The organism is Streptomyces sp. NPDC005263, from assembly GCF_042872365.1.
Taxonomy (GTDB): domain Bacteria; phylum Actinomycetota; class Actinomycetes; order Streptomycetales; family Streptomycetaceae; genus Streptomyces.
Genome location: NZ_JBIAKJ010000002.1, coordinates 466765 through 493425 on the forward strand (window position 1 = coordinate 466765; position 26661 = coordinate 493425).

The 26661-nt window shown below is 71.3% G+C and carries 22 protein-coding genes and 2 tRNA genes; 20 read left to right on the top strand and 4 right to left on the bottom strand.

Translation table 11 applies throughout. The features are described from left to right. The first annotated feature begins 23 nt into the window (after positions 1 to 23). The 5 genes from proB to ACFYRY_RS09410 all read left to right on the top strand — a co-directional run bounded on the left by proB (position 24) and on the right by ACFYRY_RS09410 (position 5090). The gene (gene proB, locus ACFYRY_RS09390) at positions 24 to 1130 is read left to right on the top strand and encodes a glutamate 5-kinase (RefSeq protein ID WP_389143691.1); all 1107 of its coding nucleotides are present in this window, start codon (positions 24 to 26) and stop codon (positions 1128 to 1130) included. A 169-nt stretch (positions 1131 to 1299) separates the two neighbouring features. After that, positions 1300 to 1773 (top strand): hypothetical protein, encoded by a 474-nt coding sequence (locus ACFYRY_RS09395; protein ID WP_389143694.1) that lies wholly within the window; start codon positions 1300 to 1302, stop codon positions 1771 to 1773. 135 nt (positions 1774 to 1908) lie between these two features. After that, positions 1909 to 3195, top strand: coding sequence for a glutamate-5-semialdehyde dehydrogenase (locus tag ACFYRY_RS09400; protein ID WP_389141855.1), 1287 nt, complete (start codon positions 1909 to 1911; stop codon positions 3193 to 3195). Positions 3196 to 3312: 117 nt separating this feature from the next. Beyond that, complete coding sequence (locus tag ACFYRY_RS09405) at positions 3313 to 3918, top strand: hypothetical protein (protein ID WP_389141857.1); 606 nt, start codon at positions 3313 to 3315, stop codon at positions 3916 to 3918. Between the two features lie 101 nt (positions 3919 to 4019). Beyond that, positions 4020 to 5090: a hypothetical protein gene (locus tag ACFYRY_RS09410; RefSeq protein ID WP_389141859.1), complete on the top strand. Its 1071-nt coding sequence runs from the start codon at positions 4020 to 4022 to the stop codon at positions 5088 to 5090. 75 nt (positions 5091 to 5165) lie between these two features. On the opposite strand, the gene ACFYRY_RS09415 is transcribed toward ACFYRY_RS09410, so the two are convergent. Then, entirely contained in the window at positions 5166 to 6284 is a 1119-nt protein-coding gene (locus tag ACFYRY_RS09415; RefSeq protein WP_389141861.1) for a M48 family metallopeptidase, read from the bottom strand. Positions 6285 to 6410: 126 nt separating this feature from the next. Here ACFYRY_RS09415 and ACFYRY_RS09420 point away from each other — a divergent pair, with 126 nt between their 5' ends. The 7 genes from ACFYRY_RS09420 (at position 6411) to ACFYRY_RS09450 (ending at position 11231) form a co-directional block, all read left to right on the top strand. Next, entirely contained in the window at positions 6411 to 6572 is a 162-nt protein-coding gene (locus tag ACFYRY_RS09420) for a hypothetical protein (RefSeq protein WP_389141863.1), read from the top strand. A gap of 145 nt (positions 6573 to 6717) precedes the next feature. Next, positions 6718 to 6882, top strand: coding sequence for a hypothetical protein (locus tag ACFYRY_RS09425; RefSeq protein ID WP_389141865.1), 165 nt, complete (start codon positions 6718 to 6720; stop codon positions 6880 to 6882). Positions 6883 to 7204: 322 nt separating this feature from the next. Then, complete coding sequence (nadD, locus tag ACFYRY_RS09430) at positions 7205 to 7828, top strand: nicotinate-nucleotide adenylyltransferase (RefSeq protein WP_389143697.1); 624 nt, start codon at positions 7205 to 7207, stop codon at positions 7826 to 7828. A gap of 16 nt (positions 7829 to 7844) precedes the next feature. Continuing rightward, entirely contained in the window at positions 7845 to 9623 is a 1779-nt protein-coding gene (locus tag ACFYRY_RS09435) for a LytR C-terminal domain-containing protein (RefSeq protein WP_389141866.1), read from the top strand. A 279-nt stretch (positions 9624 to 9902) separates the two neighbouring features. After that, positions 9903 to 10346: a ribosome silencing factor gene (gene rsfS, locus ACFYRY_RS09440; RefSeq protein WP_389141867.1), complete on the top strand. Its 444-nt coding sequence runs from the start codon at positions 9903 to 9905 to the stop codon at positions 10344 to 10346. Continuing rightward, a complete protein-coding gene (locus ACFYRY_RS09445) occupies positions 10343 to 11017 on the top strand; it encodes a histidine phosphatase family protein (protein WP_389141869.1) in 675 nt (224 codons plus the stop codon). Before rsfS ends, ACFYRY_RS09445 begins: the two co-directional genes overlap by 4 nt. A gap of 141 nt (positions 11018 to 11158) precedes the next feature. Beyond that, positions 11159 to 11231: transfer RNA gene (locus ACFYRY_RS09450), tRNA-Ala, on the top strand. A 53-nt stretch (positions 11232 to 11284) separates the two neighbouring features. Here the strand turns inward: ACFYRY_RS09450 and ACFYRY_RS09455 are convergent. Next, positions 11285 to 12157 carry a helix-turn-helix transcriptional regulator gene (locus ACFYRY_RS09455; RefSeq protein WP_389143699.1) on the bottom strand — a complete coding sequence of 291 codons (873 nt, stop codon included), beginning with the start codon at positions 12155 to 12157 and terminating at the stop codon, positions 11285 to 11287. A 109-nt stretch (positions 12158 to 12266) separates the two neighbouring features. Between ACFYRY_RS09455 and ACFYRY_RS09460 the strand changes: the two genes are divergently transcribed. The 3 genes from ACFYRY_RS09460 to ACFYRY_RS09470 all read left to right on the top strand — a co-directional run bounded on the left by ACFYRY_RS09460 (position 12267) and on the right by ACFYRY_RS09470 (position 14424). After that, entirely contained in the window at positions 12267 to 13739 is a 1473-nt protein-coding gene (locus tag ACFYRY_RS09460; RefSeq protein ID WP_389141871.1) for an MFS transporter, read from the top strand. Positions 13740 to 13985: 246 nt separating this feature from the next. Beyond that, positions 13986 to 14219 (top strand): hypothetical protein, encoded by a 234-nt coding sequence (locus ACFYRY_RS09465; protein WP_053750770.1) that lies wholly within the window; start codon positions 13986 to 13988, stop codon positions 14217 to 14219. 132 nt (positions 14220 to 14351) lie between these two features. Continuing rightward, positions 14352 to 14424 (top strand) — tRNA-Ala (locus ACFYRY_RS09470). A 171-nt stretch (positions 14425 to 14595) separates the two neighbouring features. On the opposite strand, the gene ACFYRY_RS09475 is transcribed toward ACFYRY_RS09470, so the two are convergent. Next, positions 14596 to 16209, bottom strand: a complete 1614-nt coding sequence (locus ACFYRY_RS09475; protein ID WP_356769764.1) for an NADH-ubiquinone oxidoreductase-F iron-sulfur binding region domain-containing protein — start codon at positions 16207 to 16209, stop codon at positions 14596 to 14598. After that, positions 16206 to 17504, bottom strand: a complete 1299-nt coding sequence (locus tag ACFYRY_RS09480; protein WP_389141874.1) for a cytochrome b/b6 domain-containing protein — start codon at positions 17502 to 17504, stop codon at positions 16206 to 16208. The genes ACFYRY_RS09475 and ACFYRY_RS09480 overlap by 4 nt, the downstream gene beginning before the upstream one ends. A 450-nt stretch (positions 17505 to 17954) precedes the next feature. On the opposite strand from ACFYRY_RS09480, the gene leuS reads away from it, so the two are divergent. From leuS to ACFYRY_RS09505, 5 genes are all read left to right on the top strand, one after another. Then, on the top strand, positions 17955 to 20834 hold the full coding sequence (gene leuS / locus ACFYRY_RS09485; protein ID WP_389141876.1) for a leucine--tRNA ligase: 2880 nt from the start codon (positions 17955 to 17957) through the stop codon (positions 20832 to 20834). A gap of 157 nt (positions 20835 to 20991) precedes the next feature. Then, positions 20992 to 21732: a hypothetical protein gene (locus ACFYRY_RS09490; RefSeq protein WP_389141878.1), complete on the top strand. Its 741-nt coding sequence runs from the start codon at positions 20992 to 20994 to the stop codon at positions 21730 to 21732. 71 nt (positions 21733 to 21803) lie between these two features. Continuing rightward, positions 21804 to 22649 (top strand): DegV family protein, encoded by an 846-nt coding sequence (locus ACFYRY_RS09495; protein WP_389141880.1) that lies wholly within the window; start codon positions 21804 to 21806, stop codon positions 22647 to 22649. A gap of 140 nt (positions 22650 to 22789) precedes the next feature. Next, positions 22790 to 24016, top strand: a complete 1227-nt coding sequence (locus tag ACFYRY_RS09500) for a helix-hairpin-helix domain-containing protein (protein WP_389141882.1) — start codon at positions 22790 to 22792, stop codon at positions 24014 to 24016. After that, positions 24013 to 26661, top strand: coding sequence for a ComEC/Rec2 family competence protein (locus ACFYRY_RS09505; protein WP_389141884.1), 2649 nt, complete (start codon positions 24013 to 24015; stop codon positions 26659 to 26661). Before ACFYRY_RS09500 ends, ACFYRY_RS09505 begins: the two co-directional genes overlap by 4 nt.

Sequence of the window (26661 nt, forward strand, 5' to 3'; positions counted from 1 at the left end):
ACGTGGCAGGGGCAAGGCAGGCCGTGAGCGAGGCCCGCAGGATCGTCGTCAAGGTGGGCTCCTCGTCGCTGACCACCGCCTCCGGCGGACTGGACGCCGACCGGGTCGACGCGCTCGTCGACGTCCTGGCCAAGAGCCGCAGCGGGGGTGAGAAGGAGATCGTCCTGGTCTCCTCCGGCGCCATCGCCGCGGGGCTCGCCCCGTTGGGCCTGCGCCGTCGCCCCAAGGACCTGGCCCGTCAGCAGGCCGCCGCCAGCGTCGGCCAGGGGCTGCTGGTGGCCCGCTACACCGCCTCCTGCGCCCGCTACGGCGTCCGGGTCGGCCAGGTGTTGCTGACCAGCGACGACATGAGCCGCCGCGCCCACCACCGCAACGCCTCCCGCACGCTCGACAAATTGCTGGCGATGGGCGCGCTGCCGATCGTCAACGAGAACGACACCGTCGCCACGGACGAGATCCGCTTCGGCGACAACGACCGGCTCGCCGCCCTCGTCGCCCATCTCGTCCACGCCGACCTGCTGGTCCTGCTCTCGGACGTGGACGGCGTGTACGACGGCGACCCCAGCAGGCCCGGCACCTCGCGGATAGCGGAGGTGCGGGGGCCCGCCGACCTGGCCGGAGTGGACATCGGCAGCGCCGGAAAGGCCGGCGTCGGCACCGGCGGCATGGTCACCAAGGTCGAGGCCGCCCGGATCGCGGCCGCGGCCGGCATCCCGGTGGTCCTCACCAGCGCCGTCCACGCGGCCGACGCGCTGTCCGGCGGTGACACCGGCACCTACTTCCACCCGGCCGGCAAGCGCTCCGCGGACCGGCTGCTGTGGCTTCAGCACGCGTCCACCCCGCAGGGCGCGCTGGTCCTGGACGACGGCGCCGTGTCGGCGGTCGTCGACCGGCGCACGTCGCTGCTGCCGGCCGGCATCGCGTCCGTCGAGGGCGAGTTCACCGCCGGAGACCCCGTCGAACTGCGGGACGGCGAGGGTCACGCGGTGGCCCGCGGGCTCGTCAACTTCGACGCCAGGGAGATCCCCCGGCTGATCGGCCGCTCGACCCGGGAACTCGCCCGCGAGCTGGGTCCGGCGTACGAGCGCGAAGTCGTCCACCGGGACGACCTGGTGATCCTGCACCCCTGATCACCGCACCCGAAAACGGGGTGAACGACCCGGGAAGGTCGTCGCCCTGAGGTGGACGTTCCGCAAAACCGCCACGCGAGCCCTTGCGGCCTGCTCAACTTTGACTCAGGGACACAAGCCGACCGACCCCCGGGTCGTTCCGTGCGTAAAGGAGGCCGTCGTGAGACGAGTGCGCCCTGGGACAGGGGCAGCGGCGTCCCGCGGCGGTGGCGCCGCGGGCACGTCCGCGCGCGTGGTCGGCGATGAGCGTGCCCTGACGAGCGTCGCGACCGACGCCCGCTACGAGGGCGATCCCGAGGACCTGCCGCGTCTGTGGCACGTCACCTTGAGCGTCTCCGGCGGCGAGGCACCGATCACCGAGGTACGGCGTGCCCTCGAACAGCTCGCCCACGACCACCCCTTCCTTCTGACCAGCAGATACGCGAACGACCACGCCGAGATCCGGTACTGGGAGGAGGCCCGCGACCTGCACGACGCGGCGGCCGTCGCCCTGCGGCTGTGGGGTGAGCACCGGCAGACCGCGGGGCTCCCGCCGTGGGAGATCGTCGGCTTGGAGGTCATCGACCGCCAGACCTACCACCAGCGCATCTCCAAGGGGTACGGTCCGGCGCCGGCGACACCGGTGGGCGTTCACCCCTTCTGACCGGCGTGCTCCACGGACTGACGGTCGCGTCCCCCGGGGCGCACCCGTTTCGAGGGGTCTGCGAGGTCTGCGGGGCTTGTCTCGGGGGGTGGGATGAGCGGTGAACGCACCCGTCCGGCGCACTACGCTTTCCCCATGACCACGCTCTCGCCGTACGACTCCATGTCCCCGGTCACCCGGGCCGCCTACCGGGCCAAAGCCGCCGCCGCCGACCTCGCGCCGCTCCCGCGGGGCGAGAAGGACGACGCGCTGCTCGCCGTCGCGGACGCGCTGGAGGTCCGTACGAGCGAGATCGTCGAGGCCAACGCCCGGGACATCGCCAAGGCCCGAGAGGCCGGCACCAGCGAAGCGATCATCGACCGCCTGACCCTGACCCCGGAGCGGGTGCGGGCCATCGCCTCGGACGTGCGGGACGTGGTCGCGCTGCCCGACCCGGTCGGCGAGGTCGTACGCGGCTCGACCCTCCCCAACGGGATCGACCTGCGCCAGGTCCGGGTGCCCCTCGGCGTCGTCGGGATCATCTACGAGGCCCGTCCGAACGTCACCGTCGACGCCGCCGCCCTCTGCCTGAAGTCGGGCAACGCGGTCCTGCTGCGTGGCTCGGCCTCGGCGTACGAGTCGAACAGCGCCCTGGTGAAGGTGGTCCGGGACGCCGTGGGCGGGGCCGGGCTGCCCGCCGACGCGGTGCAACTGGTGCCGGGCGAGAGCCGCGAGAGCGTGCGCGAGCTGATGCGCGCCCGTGGCCTGGTGGACGTGCTGATCCCGCGGGGTGGAGCCTCGCTGATCCGGACCGTGGTCGCCGAGTCCACCGTCCCGGTCATCGAGACCGGCACCGGCAACTGCCACGTCTACGTCGACGCGCACGCCGACCTCGACATGGCGATCGACATCCTGATCAACTCCAAGGCGCACCGGGTCAGCGTCTGCAACGCCGCCGAGACCCTCCTCGTGCACCAGGACATCGCCCCCGCGTTCCTGCCCCGGGCCCTGGACGCCCTCGCCGAGGCGGGCGTGACGGTGCACGCCGACGAGCGGGTGCTGGCGTACGCCAAGGACTCCAAGGCGACGGTCGTCGAGGCCACCCCGGAGGACTGGGAGACGGAGTACCTGTCCTACGACATCGCCGCCGCGGTGGTGGACTCCCTGGACAAGGCCGTCGAGCACATCCGGCTGTGGACCTCCGGCCACACCGAGGCCATCGTCACCACCTCGCAGCAGGCCGCCCGCCGATTCACCCAGTTGGTCGACTCCACGACGGTCGCGGTCAACGCCTCCACCCGGTTCACGGACGGCGGCCAGTTCGGCTTCGGCGCGGAGATCGGCATCTCCACACAGAAGCTGCACGCCCGGGGCCCGATGGGTCTGCCGGAGCTGACCAGCACGAAGTACATCGTCACCGGGGACGGGCACGTGCGGCGCTGAGGCGCGCAGGGGTCGGCATTGAAGGGCATATGCGTATGGCATGCGCCGTGCGCATATGCCGGTGCCGCGGGAACGGCGTCTCACCCACCGGATGAATTTCCATACCGTCTGCCCAAATTGACCCCTCCGGTCTACTCTGGATCCGTGCCGGAGGACGTGGGGGGTTCGCCGTTCCCTGACGGCTGGGAGCCCGACGACGACCACGACCGCGGGGTGTCGGACGAAGAGTTCGCCTCCGTGGTCTTCGACGAGGCCTTCGTACGGGCGGCCGTGGTGCACGAGCCGACCGCCGTGGAGCGCCTCCTGGCCGCCGCGCAGGCGAGAGCGGAGGCATCCGAGGCCGAGGCCCGCCGAGCGGCCCTCGGCAGGGGCGAGCGCTACGAGGACGGGTTCGGCCCCGACGACCCCAGCGGTTTCGGTCATGATCCGGACCTCGACGACCTGGACGACAGCGACATCCTCGAAGGCCGCTACGGCACCTCCGGGACGTACGGCAAACAGGTCCGCTGGCACCGCCCCATCGCTTGGCTGCTCGCGATCGTGATGGGGATCGGCATGGTGGCACTGGCCTTCGCGGCGGTCTACCGGAGTGCCTCCTCCGGCGGCCGGGACCAGGTCCCGGCACCAGCGTCGACCGGGCTGGAGCAGGGCACCGCGGCGGCACCGTCCGCATCCGCCGACTACTCCCGGCCCGCCGTGCCCGCCGAACCGCGCACGCCCTGAGCGCCCACCGGCCGGTCCTGGCCGCTTCCCGGTGAGAACCTGTCAGAAGTTGTCGTGTACCAGGGCGTTTACCTGACCTTCCGGCGACCTACTCTGAAGGTATGGGAGGGCCTGGAGAACCACCTGACGGTGCACCCGAGGGCAGCCCCGGAGGTGGCGAGGACGAGTACCGGTCCGTCGTCTTCGACGAATCGTTTGTTCGGGCTGCCCGCCTCCAGGAGTTCTCCGCCCAGGAACGCATCGCCGACCACGCGCCCGCCGTACGCCGTAGGCCGCCCCTGCGCCGCGGGCTCTCCCGGCAGGCCCTGGTCCTGGTCCTGCTGATCGCTCTCGCCTTCGGCACCGCGATCTACATGGGCGTCCGCCATCCCTACCAGAGTCCAGCCGCCCGGCAGCCCGTCGAGCCCCTGCGCATGACCGTGATCCCGCTCGCCCCGCAGGGCAAGGTGCCCGGACACACCGACCCCGAGTACCTGTACGCGCACAGCCCCGCCGCGCAGTACCGCGTCGGCGCCGAGGGGATCCCGCTGCCGGCCTCGCGTCGCACCGCGCACTTCTCCGACAGCCAGGTGGTGACCGCCCTGACCACCGCCAAGGACTACTTGGTCCGCTCCTCGCTCGACCCGGGCATCCTCACCGGCGAGCAGGTCCGCCCCGTGCGCGTCCTGCTGGACACCGACCAACTCGACCAGTTCGACCAGAGTTTCGCCCAGCCCACCGCCGACGGCAGGCACGCGCCCACCGGATGGCTGGTTCGCTTCGACTCCGCCGCTGCCGAGCTGGCCGACCGGAGGATTCGCGTCCAGGGCTCCCTGCAGGCCGCCGAGACCGACTCCGCCACGCTGGAGGTCACCGCGGACCACACCTTCGTCTACGCGCTGCGCCCCGCCGGTGCCGCCGCCGGGGCGGAGGCCTCGCTGTTCACCGTCCGGCGTGAGCTGCACTTCCGCTTCGACCGCGAGGACCTGCGGCTGCACACCGCCCAGCTCGTCGTCTCCTACGTACAGGCCGGGCCGCTGTCCTGCGCCGAGGACTCCACGAACCGCCTGCGTCCGCTGCTCGCGGGCCAGACCGCGAAGGCGGGCGGCCCGGCCGGTACGGACCCCTACGCGACGGGCAGCGCCCCGGCGCTGTGCGGGTCCCTGGCGACCAGCGCACAACCGAAGGTGTGAACCCCTCGGGGGTACGGGGGCGGGCGGCGCCCACAAGCCCCGGATGGCAGCACCGCGGGCCTTTGCGGCCGTACCTCAGTCGTCGCCGCGCGGCGGGGTGTCCGTCGGGGGCTGGTCGGTCGGGGGCTGGTCGTCCGGCTGATCCTTCGGGGCCGGGCTCGCGAAGCCGCCGAAGCCGCGCCGCACCCGGCCGCCCAGGTCTCCCGCCCCGCCGGCTATGTCGCTGACCAGCTTCATCAGCGGGTCCTTGGAGCCCTTGACGTTGCTCGCGTAGCTCGCCGCCGACTCGCGGAACGAGTCCGTGACCGAGGTGTCCTTGTCCTCACTGCGCCGCGGGTAGTGGCCGTCCATGAGCCGCTGGAAGTCGCGGGACTCGGACCACTTCTTCAGCTCGGCCGCCCGGACGGTGGTGAACGGGTGGGTACGCGGCAGCACATTGAGGATCTTCAGCACGGAGTCCCGCAGGTCGCCCCCGGCCTCGTACTCGTCGGCCTGCTTCAGGAACGAGTCCACGTTCATCTCGTGCAGATGGTTGCCGCCGGCGAGCTTCATCAGGCCGCGCATGGAGGCCCTGAGGTCCTGGCCGACCAGCAGACCGGCGCGGTCCGCGGACAGCTCCGACTTGCGGAACCACTCGCGCAGCGCGGTCACGATCGCCATGATCGCGAGGTTCCCGAGCGGGATCCAGGCGACCCGGAGGGCGAGGCTGGTCAGGAACAGCAGGATGGTCCGGTAGACGGAGTGGCCGGACAGCGCGTGCCCCACCTCGTGTCCGACGACCGCCCGCATCTCCTCCTCGTCCAGCAGCTCGACGAGGCCCGTGGTGACGACGATGATCGGCTCGTCCAGGCCGATGCACATCGCGTTCGGCTGCGGGTCCTGGTTGACGTACATCGGCGGGACCTTCTCCAGGTCCAGGATGTAACAGGCGTCCCGCAGCATGACGTTGAGGTGCGCGAACTGCTCGTCGGACACACGCACCGAGTCGGACAGGAACAGCAGGCGCAGGCTGCGCTCGGGCAGCAGACCGCTGAGCGCCTTGAAGACCGTGTCGAAACCGCTCAGCTTGCGCAGCGCCACCAGGGCGGAGCGGTCGGCGGGGTGTTCGTACGCACGCGAGGAGATCCCCGGGAAGCGCCTGCGCTGCCTGCTCGGTACGTTCTCGTGGCCGTTCTGCTCGTGCCCGTCGGACATGCAGTCCCCCCAGTGCGTGTGAGTGGCCCTTTGCGGACCCTTGTGCGGCCCTTTGCGCCCCCGAAGCAGAGCCCAGCCTAGGCGGCGCTACCGTGGACGGGCACTACAGCGAAGGAGTTCCACGCCATGGAGCACAACCCCGCGGCCGCCTGGTTCGGCGAGGCCGCGAACGCCGCCGAGCAGCAAGGCTCCGGGGATCTGCTCCGGATCGTCCTGGTCGTGATGATGCTGGGGTGTGCGCTGACCGCGTGGTTCCTGCTGCGGGGGTACAAGCGGAAGGACGACTGAGGCGGCGCGAAGGTTCCCCGACGCGGAGCCGCCGTGATGGCTCTGGCGTCGCCCGCTTACGATGGGCTGACATCTTTATCCCGCCCTCCCCCACTCTCGACTTCGCTCGAGCGGGGGGACCTCCATCGGATAGGTTCTGCCGAAGATGAGCTTCCACAGCACCGCTGCCCAGTTGGTCACCTTTGCCGCCGAGGGCGAGGAGCGTGGTGGCAACCACGAGAGCCTCAACCCGCTGGTGACCGGAGGCGGCGCCCTCCTCGTCCTGCTGCTTCTGCTGTGGATCACCACCCGTTTCAACCGCGACCGCTGAGTCGGGCGAAGGCCCGGCCGGTATCCGGCACGAGTCCGGCGGGCACCGCTTACCGGGCCGCCCCCGGGGAGCTGTCGGCCGGGGCCCTCAGGCCGGGCCGGTAGGGTCTGCACGCATGGGAGAGCAGGACATGCCGACCGGTCCGGCGAACGACATGCCGAACGGCGCGCAGGACGGTCCGGTCGACAACACGACCGACGACCGTCGGCACGACGCCGCCGGGAACGCCACGAGCGACACCGCTGACGGACGGACGAGAGCTGCCGCGCACGGCCCGCGGAACACCCTCGGGGGCGGTCCGGCGAGCGGCGGCGGCAAGCGACTGCCGGTCGGGCCGGGCAACGGCCCGTCGAACCCGGGCAAGCGGCGTCTCGGCGTGATGGGCGGAACGTTCGACCCGATCCACCACGGGCACCTCGTCGCGGCCAGCGAGGTCGCCGCCCAGTTCCATCTGGACGAGGTCGTGTTCGTCCCGACCGGCCAGCCCTGGCAGAAGAGCCACCGCAAGGTCTCCGCGGCCGAGGACCGCTATCTGATGACGGTCATCGCGACCGCGGAGAACCCTCAGTTCTCGGTCAGCCGCATCGACATCGACCGTGGCGGTCCGACCTACACCACGGACACCCTGCGCGACCTGAAGGCGCTCAACCCCGACACGGACCTCTTCTTCATCACCGGCGCCGACGCCCTCGGCCAGATCCTGACCTGGCGGGACGTGGCGGAACTGTTCTCCCTGGCGCACTTCATCGGGGTCACCCGGCCGGGCCACGTCCTGTCCGACCCCGGCCTCCCCGAAGGCGGTGTCTCGCTGGTCGAGGTGCCCGCCCTCGCGATCTCCTCCACCGACTGCCGAGCGAGAGTCGCCAACGGCGACCCCGTCTGGTATCTGGTGCCGGACGGAGTCGTGCGCTACATCGACAAGCGCGAGCTGTACCGCGGCGAGTGAGCCGAGAGGGGCACCGGTGAACGACCGATACGACGCGGGGTACGGCGACGACCAGTACCAACTCGTCGGCTACGACGAGTACGGCCAACCCGTGTACCAACAGACCCAGCCCCACCAGGGCCGGCCCGCACAGGCTCCGCAGCAGTCCCAGCAGGACGCCCGGCAGCCGTACGACCCGTACGCGCAACAGGGCTACGGATACGACCCGTACGCCAACGGAGGGCAGCAGGCCCCGGGGTACGACCCCTACGACACCGGCGGGCAGGCGCCCATGCCGCCCTACGACCCCTACGCCACCGGTACCCAGCACGGCGGCGGCCCGGCGCCCTCGTACGACCCCTACGGCCAGAGCGCCACCTCAGGCCAGCAGCCCCGAGTCGCCGAACAGACCGCCTACATCCCGCAGCAGGCAGGACCGGCCCAGGAACCGGTGGCCCCTGGGCCCGACCAGCGCGCCGGAGCCGACGGCGACCGTCGCGCCGGCCCCGGCCGGGTGTCCGCCGACGGGGACGAAGGCGACTACCACACCGAGCAGTTCGCGTTCGTGGAGGAGCCCGACGGCGACTCCGAGGACGTCATCGACTGGCTGAACTTCACCGAGAACCGCACCGAACGCCGTGAGGAGGCCAAGCGCCGCGCCCGCAGCCGACTCATCGCCCTCGTCGTGGTCCTGGGGCTGGCCGCGGTCGGTGGCGTCGGCTACCTCGGATACGCCGGGAAGCTGCCCGGACTCTCGTCGTCGTCCGAGAGCAAGGCCGGCACCGCTACGCCCGCGAGCGCCCAGAAACGCGACGTGATCGTCGTGCATCTGCACAACACCGCGAAGGGCGGCACCTCCACGGTCCTGCTCGTCGACAACACCACCACCAAACGGGGCACCACCGTCCTGCTGCCCAACTCCCTCGTCGTGACGGACGACGACGGCACCACGACCACCCTCGCGAAGTCGGTCGACGACGACGGCTCCTCCGGCACCCGCGACGCCCTCGACACCGTCCTCGGCACGGACATCCAGGGCACCTGGCGTCTGGACACCCCCTACCTGCAGAACCTCGTCGACCTCGTCGGGAACATCGACGTGGACACCAACGCCGAGGTGCGCGACCCGGAGGCCAAGAACAAGGGCGAGGCACCCCTGGTGAGCAAGGGCAAGGCCCAGACGCTCAGCGGCAAGGCGGCCGTCGCCTACGCCACCTACCGCGCCCCCGGAGAGGCCCAGAACGCCCAGCTGGAACGGTTCGGGCAGGTCATGCAGGCGGTGCTGCGCAAGCTCTCCTCCGACCCCACCGCCGCGACCACCACCGTGCAGACACTCGCGCAGATCCTCGACCCGTCGCTGACGGACAGTGACCTCGGCACCTTCCTCGCCAAGCTCGCCGACCTCGCCAAGGGCGGCGACTACCGGACGACCCTGATGCCCGTCCAGAACGACGGCACCCTGAACGCCGACGCGAGCGCGAGCGTCGTCAAGGACGTCCTCGGCGGCACCGCGAAGAGCCCCGACAAGGACGCGGCCGTCAGTGTCTTCGTCCAGAACGCCACCGGCGTCACGGACAACACCGAGAAGGCCCGTGTCGTCCTCCTCAACGGCGGCTTCACCTTCCTGGGGGGCGGCAAGGCCTCCACCGCCCAGGCCACGTCCAAGGTCGTCTACGCCGACGCCGCCGACAAGGAGAACGCCGTCGAGGTCGCCAAGACCCTGGGTCTGCCCGCCGGCTCCGTCGGCAAGGGCACGGTCTCCTCGGGCGACGTCGCCGTGGTCCTCGGCCAGGACTACAAGCCGACGTCCTCCTAGGGGGTGTCCGCAAAGTCGCGTCGTCCGCCCGAAGGGCGGGCCCTGCGGCGTCCGGTGCGTGCTCTCGGCGTGCCGGGTGGACGCCCGCGTACTGGTCGTACTCGGGTGTTCGCCCGGTGCGGCGAGAGTGCGTGCCGGGCGTCGCGGGGCAGGCGGGACTTTGCGGACACCCCCTAGCGGCGAAGGGCGGCACCCCACGTGCGGCGACCATCACGTGGGGTGCCCTCGTCCGGCCGTGAGACCCTTGGTGTCAATCGCCCGCCGACCGAAAGCCTTGTAGTGACCGCGACTGACCGCTCCCTTGAGCTCATCACCACCGCCGCCCAGGCGGCCGCCGACAAGCTCGCCCACGATGTGATCGCCTACGACGTCAGCGACGTGCTGTCGATCACGGACGCCTTCCTGCTGGCCTCCGCACCCAACGACCGCCAGGTCAAGTCCATCGTCGACGAGATCGAGGAACGGCTGCAGAAGGAGCTCGGCGTCAAGCCGGTACGCCGCGAGGGCGACCGCGAGGCCCGCTGGATCCTGCTCGACTACATCGACATCGTCGTGCACGTCCAGCACAGCGAGGAGCGGGTCTTCTACGCCCTGGAACGGCTGTGGAAGGACTGCCCCGAGATCGAACTGCCCGCCGATGCCACGGCCACCCGCGGCAAGGCCGAGGAGCACGCCAAGCTGCAGGCCGAGGAGGACGGCGCCGGCTTCGGAGACCAGCGGTGAGCGCGTCCTCGGTCGCCGACGCGGGACGCAAGCCGGGCCGGGGCCGCCGTGTCATCCTCTGGCGGCACGGCCAGACCTCGTGGAACGTGGAGCGCCGCTTCCAGGGCACCACGGACGTCGAGCTCACCGAGACCGGCGTCGACCAGGCCCGCCGCGCAGCCCGGCTGCTCGCCTCCCTCAGGCCCGACGCGATCGTCGCCTCCGACCTCCAGCGGGCCGCGCACACGGCCGCCGAGCTCGCCGATCTCACCGGCCTCGACGTGATCCATGACGAGGGCCTGCGCGAGACCTACGCGGGCGCCTGGCAGGGCCTGACGCACGAGGAGATCATCGCCCGGTACGGCGATGAGTACGCCGGGTGGAAGCGCGGTGAGGCGGTGCGCCGCGGCGGAGGCGAACTGGAGTCCGAGGTCGCCGACCGGGCCGCCCCCGTCGTGCTGCGGCACGCCGAGAAGCTGCCCGAGAACGGCACGCTGGTCGTGGTCAGCCACGGTGGCACGATCCGCACCACGATCGGACGTCTCCTCGGCCTGGAGGCCCACCACTGGGAGAGCCTCGGCGGACTCTCCAACTGCTGCTGGTCCGTCCTCGGCGAGGGCGCTCGCGGCTGGCGTCTGCTCGAACACAACGCCGGCACCCTCCCGGAGCCGGTGCTCGGCGACGACGACTGAGCGGCCCGCCGGTCCCCGGGACGCGGCCCCCACGGGCCCAGGAACCCGGATTTCACTTTCCGGCAGGTCGCAGGCTAAAGTTCTTCTTGTTCGCCCCGCTGAGCGGGGCGAGACACCATGCGGCTCGGTCGCGTGGCGCAAGGGGCTATAGCTCAGTTGGTAGAGCGCCTGCATGGCATGCAGGAGGTCAGGAGTTCAATTCTCCTTAGCTCCACAGATCGACACTCTGTTGAGTTGTCAAAGATCACTTGATGAAGATCCCGCCCCTCAGAGGGCGGGATTTTTCATGTCCGGCGGCACCAGCCACTCACACCGCTCCCTCAGCAGAGCCGTGCGCTGCTCCGTCTCCTCGTCGTCCGGTGCGTAGACCACGACCCGGCACTCGGGCGTGCCGTTGACCGACAGCGACACCGACGTCATCCGAAGCTCGCCCACCTCCGCGTGCCGGAAGACCTTCACCCGTCTCCCCGGCTCCGCCACGTCGCCGCTCTCCCACAACCGGGCGAAGAGGGGACTGGCCGCCGACAGCCGGCGTATGAAGCTCTCCCAGACCGGCTCCCCGGCGTGCAGCCCGTACGCGGCGCGCAGGGTCGCCACCATCACCGGCAGTTCCTCGTCCCGGAACTTCAGCGGGCATTCCTCCTCCGGCGCCGTGAACAGCCACCACAGGGCGTTGGGAGTGGCGTCGGTCGGGACCGGCTCCGTGTAGAACAGGGCGCGGTAGACGCGGTTGGCGGCGAGGATGTCGTACCGCGAGTTGTAGACCACCGCCGGGCGCGGTTCGAGGGCGTCGATGATGCCCTGGATCTCCGGGCCTACGGTCTGTACGAGGGCCTCCGGAGACGGCGTCCACGGGACCTCGGCGAGGTGGTAGAGATGCTCGCGCTCCGCGGCGTCGAGCCGCAGGGTGCGCGCCACGGCGTCCAGCACCTGCGCGGACGCGTTGATGGGGCGCCCCTGTTCCAGCCAGGTGTACCAGGTGACCCCCACGCCCGAGAGCTGGGCGACCTCCTCGCGGCGCAGCCCCGGTGTGCGGCGCCTGAAGCCCGGCGCCATGCCCACGTCCCGCGGGGTCACGCGGGCCCGCCTGCTGCGCAGGAAGGCGGCCAGCTCCGGTCGTCGGCGTTGTGCGGTCCCCATCGTCACGTCCCCCATGGTCGATTCCCGACTTGTCCCCTGCCAGGTGCTGTCAGTACCAGCATCCGCGGGCTCTCGGCACCCGTACTCGAAGGTCGCCAGGCTCAACGGCATGACGACAACTCCCAGGACGGGGCCGATTCCCGCACCCGTTCCAAGCCGTGCCATCAGTAAAGCGTCCGGCACTGACAATCGACCCCGGTCGCTGCTCGCGCTCGTCCTCGCGGCCCAGTTCATGGCGTTGCTCGACGTGTTCATCGTGAACGTCGCGGCGCCCACCATCGGTACCGACCTGCGGGCATCGGGCGGCCAACTGCAGCTGGTGATCGCCGGGTACGCCATCACCTACTCCGTACTGCTGATCACCGGCGCCAGGCTCGGCGCCCGGTTCGGCCACGGCCGGGTCCATCTCGCCGGCCTCGCCCTCTTCACCGCGGCCTCGCTCGCCTGCGGTCTGGCGCAGGGCTCGACCGAACTGATCGTCTTCCGGCTGGTGCAGGGTGCCGGGTCGGCGGTGATGATCCCGCAGGTTCTCAGCCTGATCCAGCGTCACTTCACCGGCGAGGCAAGGGCCAGGGCGCTCGGCGCCTATGCGGCGGTCCTCGCCGTCGGCGCCGCCGCCGGGCAGGTCGTCGGCGGAGTCCTGGTCAGCGCCGACCTGTTCGGCACCGGCTGGCGGCCGGTGTTCCTCGTGAACGTGCCCGTGGGGCTTGCCTTGCTGGTGGTCGGCGGCCGTGTCCTGCTGCCCGGGGACGGCACGGCGGGACGGCAACCGACGCGTGGTCTCGACCTGCCCGGACTCGTACTGCTGGGGGCGGCCGTGTCACTTTTCACCGTGCCGCTGGTGCTCGGGCAGGAACAGGACTGGCCGCTGTGGTCCTGGCTGTCGCTGGCGACGAGCGCACTGCTGTTCGGGTTGTTCTGCGGCTACGAGTCGCGGTTGGCCCGGCGCGGCGGAGCCCCGCTGATCGCCCCCCGGGTGCTGCGCCACCCGGGCATGGGCCTGGCCGTGTTCCGGATCCTGGCGGTGATGGCCGTCAACGGCGGATTCCTGTTCGCTCTCACCCTGCATGTGCAGGGCGGCCTCGGCTACAGCGCGCTGCGAGCGGGCCTCACCTTCGTGCCGACCGCGGCCGTCTTCGGTCTGGTCGGTCTGACCTGGCGCAACTGGCCCGCGTCCTGGCAGCGCGCGCTGACCCCGGCCGGATTCGTGATCACCGCGCTGGCCGTCGTCGGCGTGGGCCTGGGCCTGCGGGGCGGCGACGACGGCGGTGCGCTGCTGTACGTCGCGTACGCCGGCGTGGGGGCCGGGCTCGCGCTCGCCTTCAGTCCGACGCTCACCCGCGCGCTGGCCACGGTGGCGCCCGAGGACGCGGCGGACGCCAGCGGTCTGCTCGCGACCGTCACACAACTCGGCCAACTGACCGGAGTCGCGGTCTTCGGCACACTGTTCTTGAACCGGCTTGAGTCACTCGCGGCCTCCGGGGCGTATACCTCTGCGGAGGCGCTTTCCACGTGCGTGTTCGCGCTGGCCGGGACGGCCGCGGTGGGTGCCGTGTCCGGAATGGTACTGAGGCGTCGCTGACCGTATTGGCCCGGCCGTGGCAGAATCAAACGGCCGGAAGGGAGCGCGGCCCTACGGGAGGGAGCAGTGATGCCTGCGAGCATCCTCAAGGAGGTCGGCCACCTCCTTGATGCAGCGGCGACACAGGATACGGTCATCCGTCTCAGCTGCCCTTCCTGCGGTTCCGTTCATGTGGCACAGGTCCTCGGCGACAACGGGGGAGTTTCCTACGTGTGCACGGCCTGCGGCCACAGCTGGAGCTGATCGATGGGTGCACACAGGCGAAAGTGCGACTGGTGTGGCAGTGGTACGCCCATTGTCCGGGACATGGAACCGGTCAACCCCGAGTACCAGTACTGGTGCGAGGAATGCGCGCGGGCGCTGATCATAAAAGGCGACCCGATCGAGACGTACCGCGAACTGGAGGGGGAGCCGATCTACGGCCGGCTCCTCGAAGAGCACTGCACGCTCAAACGGTTCTATTCGTTCGTCACCGCGTAAGCGGACATCAGCCGCCGAAACGGGACAGAACGGAAACGATTTGGTGCTCACCCGGTGGGCCGGTAATGTTGGCGTCGTCGCCAGGGAAACCGGGCGGCGCGGTCAATCTGCGGCTTCACCGCGTGACCACGAGGGGCTATAGCTCAGTTGGTAGAGCGCCTGCATGGCATGCAGGAGGTCAGGAGTTCAATTCTCCTTAGCTCCACAAACGAGAGGGCGACCTGCGTCCGCGGACAACGCGGAACGGGTCGCCCTCATTGTTTTCGCGAGGTCGTGCCGAGCAAGCCCGCACCGGACGGCCGAAGTTGAAGGGCCGCCTCTTTGGGAGGCGGCCCTTTTTCGCGCTCTGGGTTGTGTGCGCTCCGTGCCCTCGTGCTCAGCGGCCCAGGGCTCGGCGGCCGCGGCCCTGGGAGAGGACCGGCAGGTTGTTGCGGGTCCCGCCCTGGGCGCGGTTGTCCTCCTCGATGCGCAGGGCGAGGGCGGGGCAGCGGCGGACCGCCCGGAGTGCCTTCGCCTCGGCGTAGCGCGGCACTTGGGCCTGCGCGACGGTCGGGAAGCCGTCGGCGCCCAGTTCGAAGACCTCGGGGAGGATGTCCGCGCACAGACCGTGGCCCCGGCACAGCGTCCAGTCGACGTAGATCTTCTGGCGGCTGGGGCCGTTCTCCTCGGCCTCGCCGCCGCCCGGGATGCCCGTAGGCATCTTGCCGCCCTCGAAGAGCGGCAGAACGCCCTCCACGGGCCGTCCGCAGCCGTTGCCGAGGACGTGGGCGGCCAGGTCGTCCGTGAACGCCTTGATGGTCGACTCCAGGAACATCGCGGAGCCGTCGGGGTGCGAACACGCGCCGCGCCGCTTCACGTTCTTGGCGACCTGCTTGAGGGCCTCCAGGGCGGCCGGACCGCCACCGTTGATGATGTCCTCCATGCCGCGTGCGGCGGCCGGCAGACCGAGGTAGCAGGGGCCGCACTGGCCCGCGCTCTCCTCGGCCAGCCACTGCGCGACGCGCAGCGACTCGCCGAGCGGACAGGTCTCCTGACTGATCGGCAGGATCGCGCCGGCGCCGAGCGCACCGCCCACCGCGTCCAGGGAGTTGCGGGAGACGATCGCCTCGTTGACCGTCGCCGAGTCGATCCACTTCCCGTGGTAGCCGCCGGTCAGCACGCCCTGCGGAACCGGCGGGGCACCGGCGAGCTGCAGGACGTAGCGCAGCGGCACACCGGTGGGGACCTCGATCACCATGGGGCGGGCGACCGCGCCGGAGACCGTGAGCATGACGGTGCCGGGCTCGTCGTACAGACCGGTGTTGCCGTAGCGCTCGGGGCCGATGCGGGCGCCGATCGCGAGCTGGGCGAACGTCTCCGCGTTCGACAGCAGTGTCGGTGCGCCGCCGACGCCGTTCTGCGAGGCGCTGACCTTGCGGCCGGGCGGGATCGCCGGGCCGCCGTCGATGGAGCGGATCAGCGACGCGGCGGCGCCGGTGACCATGCGCACCGGATTGCGCTGCACGCTCGCGCGCAGCGCCGATCTGCGGCTGTTGCTGAGGCCGCGTTCGGCGAGCGCGGCCTCCATGGAGCGCTGGGTCGATTCGCGGGTGACCCCCACCACGAGCGTGCGGGCACCCAGCGCCTCCGCGACCAGCAGCGCGCCGTCCAGGATCAGGTGCGGGGCACGGTTGATCAGCACCGTGTCCTTGCGGCAGGCCGGCTCGTCCTCGCTGCCGTTGACGACGACGACCGGCCGTACGCCGCGCTTGATCGCCGCGTCGGCCACCGAGCGCAGCTTCTTGTGGAAGGGGAAGCCCGCGCCGCCGCGGCCCTTCAGGTTGATGCGCTCGGAGAGCTGCGCGAGCTTCTCTCCGCCCATCGGTTCGAGGGGGCCGTGCACCTTCAGGTGCATGGGCAGATCGAGTCGCTCGACAAGGTCGAAGCCAGACGTGAGCTGGGGAAGGCCGACCACGCGGACTTCTGGGACGTCGGGCAGGGCCTCGTTCACCTATAGCCTCCGGAAGGCATGTTCCAAGGTTCGCCCGCACCCGGTGCGTCGAAGTCTTGCCCAGCACCGGGCGATGGTTCGGCGGGACCGCTCTGGTTGTACGTGTCGTCCGGGTAGTACGCGCCGTAGAGGTTGTTTGTCTCAGTGGTGTCGTACACATCACTTGACCCATAACCGGATGCGCCCGGATTGCCATAGGCCGGGATGTTGTATCCCGTGTCGTTCAGCGGGTCGTAGGCCGACGGGGGCGCCTCGCCGACCGGCGGCGGGGACGGGATGGGCCAGCTGCCCGACGTACTGCCGCCGCCGTCCGTCCGCGGGATCGCCTCGGTGGGCTGCATGTCCATCGGCAGGTCCATCCGCGCGGTCTGGTCGGCCGCGAACTGCTGACCCGCCTTCCGGGGCGTGGAGACGGCGCGGTAGGCGGCGGCGAACCCGTTCGCGGGCTCCGGCGCCGCGGGGGCCTCGTACGCGGGGGTCGCGCGGGTCTGGGAGCGTGTCCCACGCGCGTTCTCGTAGCCCGGCAACGAGCCTCCCGACAGGGTCCCGGTGGACTCCGCCGCCCTCCGGGCCCGGCTCGCGTCCAGCTCGTCGCGGCCCGGCCGCTCCGCGGTCCCCATGATCGCGCCGATCTGGTCGGCGATCCTGCGCTTGAACGGGCGCGGGGCCGCGCGCAGGGCGAGGGCGGCGGTGACGCCGAGCACCGAGAGGCCGTAGAGGATCACGAAGATCGGCTTGGCCGTGCGGCCCGCGTACAGGCCGTGGATCAGTGCCGCGCACCAGGCCGGGTAGGCCAGCATGTGCATGGCCCGCCAGCGGGCGGCCACCGGGGCGGGGGAGGCGAACCTGCTGCGCAGGACGCCGGTGATGCCCACGAAGATCATGAGCAGGCCGGCCACCGAGCCGAGACCGATCAGGCCCTCGACTCCGGAGACGCCGAGCGAGAAGGGGATGATGGCGGCGATCAGCTGGGTGTGATCGAGCGCGATCTTCGTGCTGATGTGCAGCAGCAGGAACGCGATCGAGGCGACCGCGGTCGTCCGGTGGACCGCCTGTCCGATGATCCGCTGGCGCGTGTGCAGGAAGATCCGGTCCTGGGCGACCAGGCCCCAGATCACCGAACAGCTGAGCGACACGAGGGACAGTACGCCCGCGCCGAAGTTGAGGAAGTCGCGGACCCGTTCACCTCCGACCAGCACGACTACGGGTATGAGGAGCAGGACGACAGCCGACGCCACCCCATAGGCCGACCGGCCGGACTGGGGAAGCGAGCTGTTACTACGACGAGGGTTCATGGGGGCAACTCCGAGCAGTTTCGGGAAAGCGGTCCCGCTGCCGCACTTTAAGTGGCGCCATACCGATCGGTACGAGGTTTGAGTTATTGCGTTGTTATCAAATGACGATGTGGCCGTTGTGCTGTCCCTTTGCGGCTGTTACGCGAAGTAACTTCTGACTGTGATTCAGTTGTGGTCCAGTGTGACCGGTCGTGCCCGGTGTGGTGCGCGGGGCGGCAGTCGGTGCCCATAAGGCATACGTAAGCGCGTCGCGTCGTGCTCAAGGGCTGCGGTACCCTAACCGCATGCGTGCCGTACGCCTTCTGCTTAGCGGGCCGCGCTGATCAGTCCCGACCGCCGGTGAGAGACCGTGGTCGGCATCGGCGCGGCGTCCCCTCCTGTGTGAGGGGATTTTTCGTTTCTTGGATGTCGCAGCCGCCGGCAGAGACGATCGATGGAGCTTTGAGGATCATGAGCGAGACGAACCCCGCTGTCGCCGCCGAGGTGGCCGCGCCGCACCGCTACACGGCTGCCATGGCGGCCGACATCGAGGCGCGCTGGCAGGACTTCTGGGACGCCGAGGGCACCTACGCGGCGCCGAACCCGACGGGTGACCTGGCCGGGGACGCCGCGCTGGCCGCCAGGCCCAAGAAGTTCGTCATGGACATGTTCCCGTATCCGTCCGGTGCGGGCCTGCACGTCGGGCACCCCCTGGGCTACATCGCCACCGACGTCTTCGCGCGTTTCCAGCGCATGACCGGCCACAACGTCCTGCACACCCTGGGCTTCGACGCCTTCGGCCTGCCCGCCGAGCAGTACGCCGTGCAGACCGGCACGCACCCGCGCGTGTCCACCGAGGCCAACATCGAAAACATGAAGTCCCAGCTGCGCCGGCTGGGCCTGGGCCACGACAAGCGCCGGTCGTTCGCCACGATCGACCCGGACTACTACAAGTGGACCCAGTGGATCTTCGTACAGATCTTCAACTCCTGGTACGACGACGAGGCGAACCAGGCCCGCCCGATCTCCGAGCTGATCGCCCTCTTCGAGTCCGGTGAGCGTCCCGTACCGGGGCACACGCGCGCGTGGGGCGAGCTGAGCGCCGCCGAGCGCGCCGACGTCCTGGGCGAGTACCGCCTGGCCTACGCCTCCGACGCGCCGGTCAACTGGTGCCCCGGCCTGGGCACCGTACTGGCCAACGAGGAGGTCACCGCCGACGGCCGCTCCGAGCGCGGCAACTACCCGGTCTTCAAGGCCAAGCTGCGCCAGTGGAACATGCGGATCACCGCGTACGCCGACCGGCTGCTGGACGACCTGGAGGCGCTGGACTGGCCCGAGGCCATCAAGCTGCAGCAGCGCAACTGGATCGGCCGCTCCGAGGGCGCCCGTGTCGACTTCCCGATCGACGGCGAGCGCATCACGGTCTTCACCACCCGCCCGGACACCCTGTTCGGCGCGAGCTACATGGTGCTGGCCCCCGAGCACCCGCTGGTCGAGAAGTTCACCCCGGACGCCTGGCCCGAGGGCACCCACGAGGTGTGGACCGGCGGCCACGCGAGCCCGGCCGAGGCCGTCGCCGCGTACCGCGCGCAGGCCGCCTCGAAGTCCGACGTCGAGCGGCAGGCCGAGGCCAAGGACAAGACCGGCGTCTTCATCGGCGCGTACGCGACCAACCCGGTCAACGGCGACCGGATCCCCGTCTTCATCGCCGACTACGTGCTGATGGGCTACGGCACAGGCGCGATCATGGCCGTCCCGGCCGGTGACCAGCGCGACTTCGAGTTCGCCCGCGCCTTCGAGCTGCCGATCCCCTGCATCGTCGAGCCGACCGACGGCCGGGGCACCGACACGTCGACCTGGGAGCAGGCCTTCTCGGCGCACGACGCGGAGCTCATCAACTCCTCCAACGCCGAGATCTCGCTGGACGGCCTGGGCGTCGCCGACGCCAAGGCGCGCATCACCCAGTGGCTGGAGAGCAAGGGCATCGGCGAGGGCACCGTCAACTTCCGGCTGCGTGACTGGCTGTTCAGCCGGCAGCGCTACTGGGGCGAGCCCTTCCCGATCGTCTACGACGAGGAGGGCATCGCCCACTCCCTGCCCGAGTCGATGCTGCCGCTGGAGCTGCCGGAGGTCGAGGACTACTCGCCGCGCACCTTCGACCCGGACGACGCCGACACCCAGCCCGAGACCCCGCTGTCCCGCAACGAGGACTGGGTCGAGGTCACCTTGGACCTGGGCGACGGACGGGGCCCGCGCGCGTACCGTCGCGAGACCAACACCATGCCCAACTGGGCCGGTTCCTGCTGGTACGAGCTGCGCTACCTGGACCCGCACAACGACCAGAAGCTGGTCGACCCGGAGATCGAGCAGTACTGGATGGGCCCGCGCGAGGGTCAGCCGCACGGCGGTGTCGACCTGTACGTCGGCGGTGCCGAGCACGCCGTGCTGCACCTGCTGTACGCGCGCTTCTGGTCCAAGGTCCTGTTCGACCTGGGGCACGTGTCCTCGGTCGAGCCGTTTCACAAGCTGTTCAACCAGGGCATGATCCAGGCCTACGTCTACCGCGACAGCCGTGGCATCGCGGTGCCGGCCGCCGAGGTGGAGGAGCGCGACGGCGCCTACTACTACCAGGGCGAGAAGGTCTCCCGGCTGCTGGGCAAGATGGGCAAGTCCCTGAAGAACGCGGTCACTCCGGACGAGATCTGCACCGAGTACGGCGCCGACACGCTGCGTCTGTACGAGATGGCGATGGGCCCGCTGGACGTGTCCCGGCCGTGGGACACCCGCGCGGTGGTGGGCCAGTTCCGGCTGCTGCAGCGGCTGTGGCGCAACATCGTCGACGAGGCGACCGGTGAGCTGACCGTCGTGGACGCCGAGGCCGACGAGGACACCCTGCGTGCCCTGCACAAGGCGATCGACGGGGTGCGTCAGGACCTGGAGGGCCTGCGGTTCAACACCGCCATCGCCAAGGTCACCGAGCTGAACAACCACCTGACCAAGGCGGGCCGGGCGCTGCCGCGGTCCGTCGCCGAGCCGCTGGTGCTGCTGGTCGCGCCGCTGGCCCCGCACATCGCCGAGGAACTGTGGCGCAAGCTGGGCCACACCGACTCGGTCGTGCACCGGGACTTCCCGGTCGCCGACCCGGCGTACGTCGTGGACGAGACCGTGACCTGCGTGGTCCAGGTCAAGGGCAAGGTCAAGGCCCGCCTGGAGGTCTCGCCGTCCATCTCCGACGACGAGCTGGAGAAGGTCGCGCTGGCCGACGACAAGGTCGTCGCGGCGCTGGACGGGGCGGGGATCCGCAAGGTGATCGTGCGGGCGCCGAAGCTGGTGAACATCGTCCCGGCGTAGGCGGTCGTCTCGGTCGTGGTGGGCGTGACCGGTGTGAAGGCATAGGGGTCGTCCCCTACGGGCAGGTTCGGGGTTTTTCTGGAACTCCGGGCCTGCCTGTTGCGTTTACCGTTGAGGAGAGGCGTGGAGTGCGCCGAAGCCGGTCGAGGAGGAGCTTGTGGAAGCAGTGATCGCAGTCATCGCCCTGCTCTTCGTGCTCTTCGTGGTGCTCGGCGTCTACGCCACCGTCAAGGTGGTCGGTGCCGCCAAGCGCGGAGTGGACCGCACCATCACGCAGGCCCGCCGCACGGTCGAGGACACCACACTGCGCGCCAAGTCCTTCACGCAGATCGGCCCGGCGGGCGAGATCGCCCAGCTGCGGCTGAAGCTGCGCACGTCGATGCGCGCCACCCAGGAGGCGCTGCGCGTGGGAGTGATCGAGGACGAGTCACTCAAGGAGTCCCTCGGCCTCTTCGAGCGGCTCAGCGTGCACGGACACGAACTGGACCGCGAACTCAGGCGCCTGGAGTCCGAGCCCGACCGGACCACGCTCGCCGAACGGCTGCCCGGGCTGCGCGATCGCACCGAGCGCATCATCAAGTCGGCGGACTCACTGCGCTGGGCCACCCGCGACCGCGCCCACCGCTTCGCCGACGACGACCTGGACTCGCTGAGTACGCAGATCGACGTGGAGGCCGGCGCGCTGCGGCACTGGACGACCACGGAACCCACGGCCACCACACCGTCGCCTCCGTGGCCCGAGGCCCAGCCCGCCGAGGGCGCCACGGCACAGCAGACCTGGCCCGAGACCTCCCGCGCCCGCGCAGCCGAGGAGCCGGATCGGCCCGCGATCACCCCGCCGGGCCCGCGGCCCACCTACCCCTGGCAGAAGAAGGCCCGCCCCGAGAGCACGACTTGATCCGGACACGGATGCCCAGGTGAGAGGGGCCGGGCTGCCGCGTGCGCGCTACGGCAGGTAACCTCCAGCTCATGTCCCGCCATGTCGCGATCGTCACCGATTCAACGGCCTACCTGCCGCAACGGACGATGGAGCGGCACGGCATCACCGCGGTCCCCCTGACCGTGGTCCTCGGCGACCAGGCTCTCGAAGAGGGCACCGAGATCTCGACCCGCTCCCTGGCCCAGGCCCTCCAGAAGCGACGGCCCGTCACCACGTCGCGGCCCAGCCCTCAGGTGTTCGCGGAGACCTACCGCAAGGTCGCCGAGTCCGGCGCCACCGGCATCGTCTCCCTCCACCTGTCCGCCGAACTCTCCGGCACACACGACGCGGCGGTGGTCGCGGCGCGCGAAGCGCCGGTGCCCGTGCGGGTGGTGGACACCGGCATGGTCGCTATGGCCCTCGGGTTCTGCGCGCTCGCCGCGGCCGAGGCGGCGGAGTCCGGGGGCACGGTGGACGAGGCCGTCACGGCGGCGGAGAAACGGGCGGCGGGCACATCCGCGTATTTCTACGTCGACACCCTCGACTTTCTGCGCCGCGGCGGCCGGATCGGTGCCGCGCAGGCCCTCTTCGGGTCGGCGCTCGCGGTGAAGCCGTTGCTGCAGCTGCGCGGCGGCCGGATCGAGCCCTTGGAGAAGGTGCGGACGGCGTCGAAGGCCATCGCCCGGCTGGAGGAGATCGCGGCCGACCGGGCCGGCAGCGCGCAGGTCGACATCGCCGTTCACCATCTCGCCGCCCCGGACCGGGCGACTGCCCTCGCGGACCGGCTGCGGGCACGGCTGCCGGCCCTCGCCGACCTGCATGTGAGCGAGGTCGGGGCGGTGATCGGGGCGCACACGGGGCCCGGATTGCTGGGGGTTGTGGTCTCACCACGTTGAGACCGGGCCTGGTGTAGGCCACCGCGTGCCGAGGGGGGCGCTCACTCCTGTGGGTGGCGGAGTTATCCACAACCGGGTGGCAGTCCACGGAAAATGACCAAGATCATCGCGATGGCGGCGAGGTGTCGGATCCTCGGCACATGGCACTTCGATCACGTTCACGCACAGGTACCGCGACCAGTGGCCCGGGGCGCGGGCCCACCTCCGACGGCCGGACCCGTACCTCCCCACGGGGCACGACCCGCACCCGTCACCGCCGTCCACCCACGCGCGGCCGCGCCGCCCGACCCCGGCACGCGTCCGCCGACGAGCTCCGCCGCAGGGCGGAGGCCCTGTTCTCCGAACGCGCCGGGGAATGGCGGGAGTCGGGGAAGGGGCCGCCGGGCGGGGAGGAGCGGGTTCCCGATGTCAGTGACGGCGCTGACGGCGCTGACGGCACCGACGCCCCCGACGGCACCGGCATCAGCGGTGGCGGATTACGGTCCTCCAGCGCGGTCGTAGGAGCGGTGGCGTCCGGTGACCGCATGGCCTGGGGCGGTGTGGCGCTCCCCGACCGCCTGCCCCCGGGAGGTTTCTTCGCCGAGGACGACACGGACGTGGGGTTCAGCGACCGGTCGGGGTCGGCTACGGGCGGGCGGCGGGCGCGGCTCGGTTTGGCTCTGCGGGAGCGGATGCCGGTGTGGCTGCAGACGCGATGTGGTCTGGAGTGGCGGGGTGTGCTCGCGCTGACGGTGTTGCTCGTCGTCGCCGGCGCGTTCGCCGTGCAGCACTTCTGGGCGGGCCGGACCGAACCCGTCGGCGCGCCCGAGGTGGTGCGGGCGGTCCAGCCGTACGGTGCGGGGGAGCCGGGCGAGGAGTCGGTGCCCGCGGCGCCAGCCGGTGCGCCGAGCGCCGCGGGCACCGCAGCCGCGGAGATCGTCGTGGACGTCGGTGGCAAGGTGCGCGAGCCCGGAATCCACAGTCTGCCGACCGGTTCACGGGTCGCTGACGCGTTGCGCGCGGCCGGTGGGGTGCGGCCGGGGACGAACACCGACGGCCTCAACCGCGCCCGCTTCCTGGTGGACGGAGAACAAGTGATCGTCGGGGGCACCGCCGCCCCCGCGGTGCCCGGCTCGGGGGGCGCTCCCGCGGTCGGCGGTGCGGGCGGCACCATGGCGGGCACCGCGGGGGCGGCGGCCCCCGTCCTCCTCAACACGGCAACCGTGGAGCAACTCGACACCCTGCCCGGCGTGGGCCCGGTGCTGGCCCAGCACATCATCGACTACCGCACCCAGCACGGCGGCTTCCGTTCGGTGGACGAGTTGCGCGAGGTCAACGGCATCGGCGACCGCCGCTTCGCCGACCTACGGAATCTCGTACGGCCATGAGTACACCGACCAGGCGCACGCCCCACACCGCGCCCGAACCCGCCACCGCCCCGCTCCGTCACGCCGTCCACGCCACCTCGGGGAAACGGCTCGGAGCCGCCTACCCACGGCAGGAAGGACCGACGGACCTACGGCTGGTACCGCCCGCACTCGCGGCCTGGGCGACGGCCTCGCTGACCCTGAGCGCGTCGCCGGGCCGGGTGATCGGCCTGGTGGCCGTATGCCTTGCCGCAGCCGGTGTCCTCCTGGTGTCCGCGCGGGTGCGTACTGGTCCCGCTCGTCCCGCGCGGGGGACCTGGGCGCGCGTCTCGGTCGCCGCCGTGTTGCTCTGTGTCGCGGCGGCCGCGGCCTCCGCCGGGCTCCACGGGGCCGATCTTCGCCGGGGGCCGGTTCCGGCGCTGGCGCGGCAGTACGCCACGGTGACCGCGGAGGTTCAGGTGACCTCCGATCCCCGGCTCACCCGGACCCGGATCAAGGGGGACCACGCGGCACCGGCGTCCGTGCTGATCAACGCCGATGTACGACGCGTCGAGACGCCGGACGGTACATCGGTGACGACTCGCGCGCCGGTGCTGGTGTTCGTCGACGCGGCTGCCCCGAGGACCAGTTCGCGCACCGCGGATGGGATGCCCTGGGGACCGCGTGCCGCCGCGGAAAGAGCGACGGCGGGCCCGTCTCCCGGCGTCGAGGGGCCGGGACGGTCGCCCTGGCTCGGGCTGCTGCCCTCCACGCGGCTGCGGGTGACCGCGCGGCTGGCGCCCGCCATGCTGGGTGGCGACCGGGTCGCGGCCGTGCTGCGGGTACGGGGCCGGGCGGCACCGGACGTGGTGGGCGAGCCGTCGGCGCCGCAGCGGTTCGCGGGCCGGCTGCGGGCCGGGCTGAGGGAGGCCACGGACGGGCTGTCGGGGGACGCGCGGGCGCTGCTGCCCGGGCTGGTGGTCGGGGACACCGCGCGGATCACTCCGGAGCTGGACGAAGCCTTCAAGGAGACCGACCTGGCGCACACGCTCGCCGTCTCGGGCAGCAACCTCACCATCATCCTGGCCCTGCTCGTGGGGCCGCCCGGGCTGGCCCGACTCGTCGAACGGCGCGGGCTCGCGCCCCGGCTCGGGATGTCGCTGCGGACGACCGCGCTGGCCGGCGGCGGGCTCACCCTCGGGTTCGTCGTGGTGTGCCGACCGGACCCGAGTGTGCTGCGGGCGGCGGCCTGCGGGGCAGTCACCCTGGTCGCGCTCGCCACCGGACGCCGCAGATCGCTGATCCCGGCACTGGCGACGGCCGTACTGCTCCTGGTGTTCTACGACCCCTGGCTGGCCCGCAGCTACGGCTTCCTGCTCTCCGTCCTGGCCACCGGAGCCCTGCTCACGCTCGCGCCGCGTTGGAGCCGCGCGCTGCGGGCGCGCCGGGTGCCGCCGCGGCTGGCGGAGGCACTGGCCGCCGCGGCTGCCGCACAGGCCCTGTGCGCACCCGTCGTGGCGGTGCTGTCGGCGCGGGTGAGTCTGGTGGCGGTGCCGTGCAACCTCCTGGTGGAGTTCGCGGTGGCGCCCGCCACGGTGCTGGGCTTCGCGGCGCTGGCCACGGCACCGTTGGCGATGCCGGTGGCCAAGGGGCTTGCCTGGTGCGCGAGTTGGCCCGCGGAGTGGATCGCCGGGATCGCCCGCGCCGGGGCGTCGCTGCCCGGCGGGGGAGTGGACTGGCCCGGCACCTGGGCCGGGGCGGCACTGCTCCTCCTCGTCACCGTGGTCGTCCTGCTGCTCGGCCGTCGGCTGGTCGGACACCCCTGGCTGTGCGGGGCGTGCGGGCTGCTGCTCGTGCTGGTGGTGGTGCAGCCACCGCCGCTGACCAGGGTGATCACGGGCTGGCCGCCACCGGGCTGGCGGCTGGCGATGTGCGATGTCGGACAGGGCGACGCGACGGTGCTCGCAGCGGGCGGAGGCACCGGGGTGGTGGTGGACGCCGGGCCCGACCCGGCGCTGGTCGACCACTGTCTGCGGGCGCTCGGCATCACCAGGGTGCCGCTCGTGGTGCTGACCCACTTCCACGCGGACCATGTGGCGGGGCTGCCCGGGGTGCTGCGTGGACGTTCGGTGGGCGCGATCGCCACGACGGGCTATGAGGAGCCGGTGGACCAGGCCGAGTTCGTACGCAGGGCGGCGGCGGACCGGCACATTCCCCTGACGCCTGCCCTTGCCGGAGAGCGACTGCGTACGGGTCAGCTGTCCTGGGAGGTGCTGTGGCCGCCCCCGCGCCCGGCACCGGAACCGGAGGGACCGAACGACGCCAGTGTCACTCTGCTGGTCCGGTCGGCGGGGCTGAGGTTCCTGCTGCTCGGAGACCTCGAACCCCCGGCCCAGCGGGCCCTGTTGCGGTCACCGGCGGGCGTGGCGCTGGCTGGGGTGGACGTGCTCAAGGTTGCCCACCACGGCTCGGCCTACCAGGACCCGGACCTGATACGCCGGGTGGCCCCACGCCTGGCGCTCATCAGCTGCGGTGCCGACAACCCGTACGGCCACCCGGCTCCCGGCACGGTCGAGGCGCTGCGGGCCGGGGGCGCGACGGTGCTGCGCACCGACCGGGACGGAGCGGTCGCGGTAGTGGGAGGTGAGGGCACGGGCGGCGGACAACTCAGGGTGGCGCGAGACTGA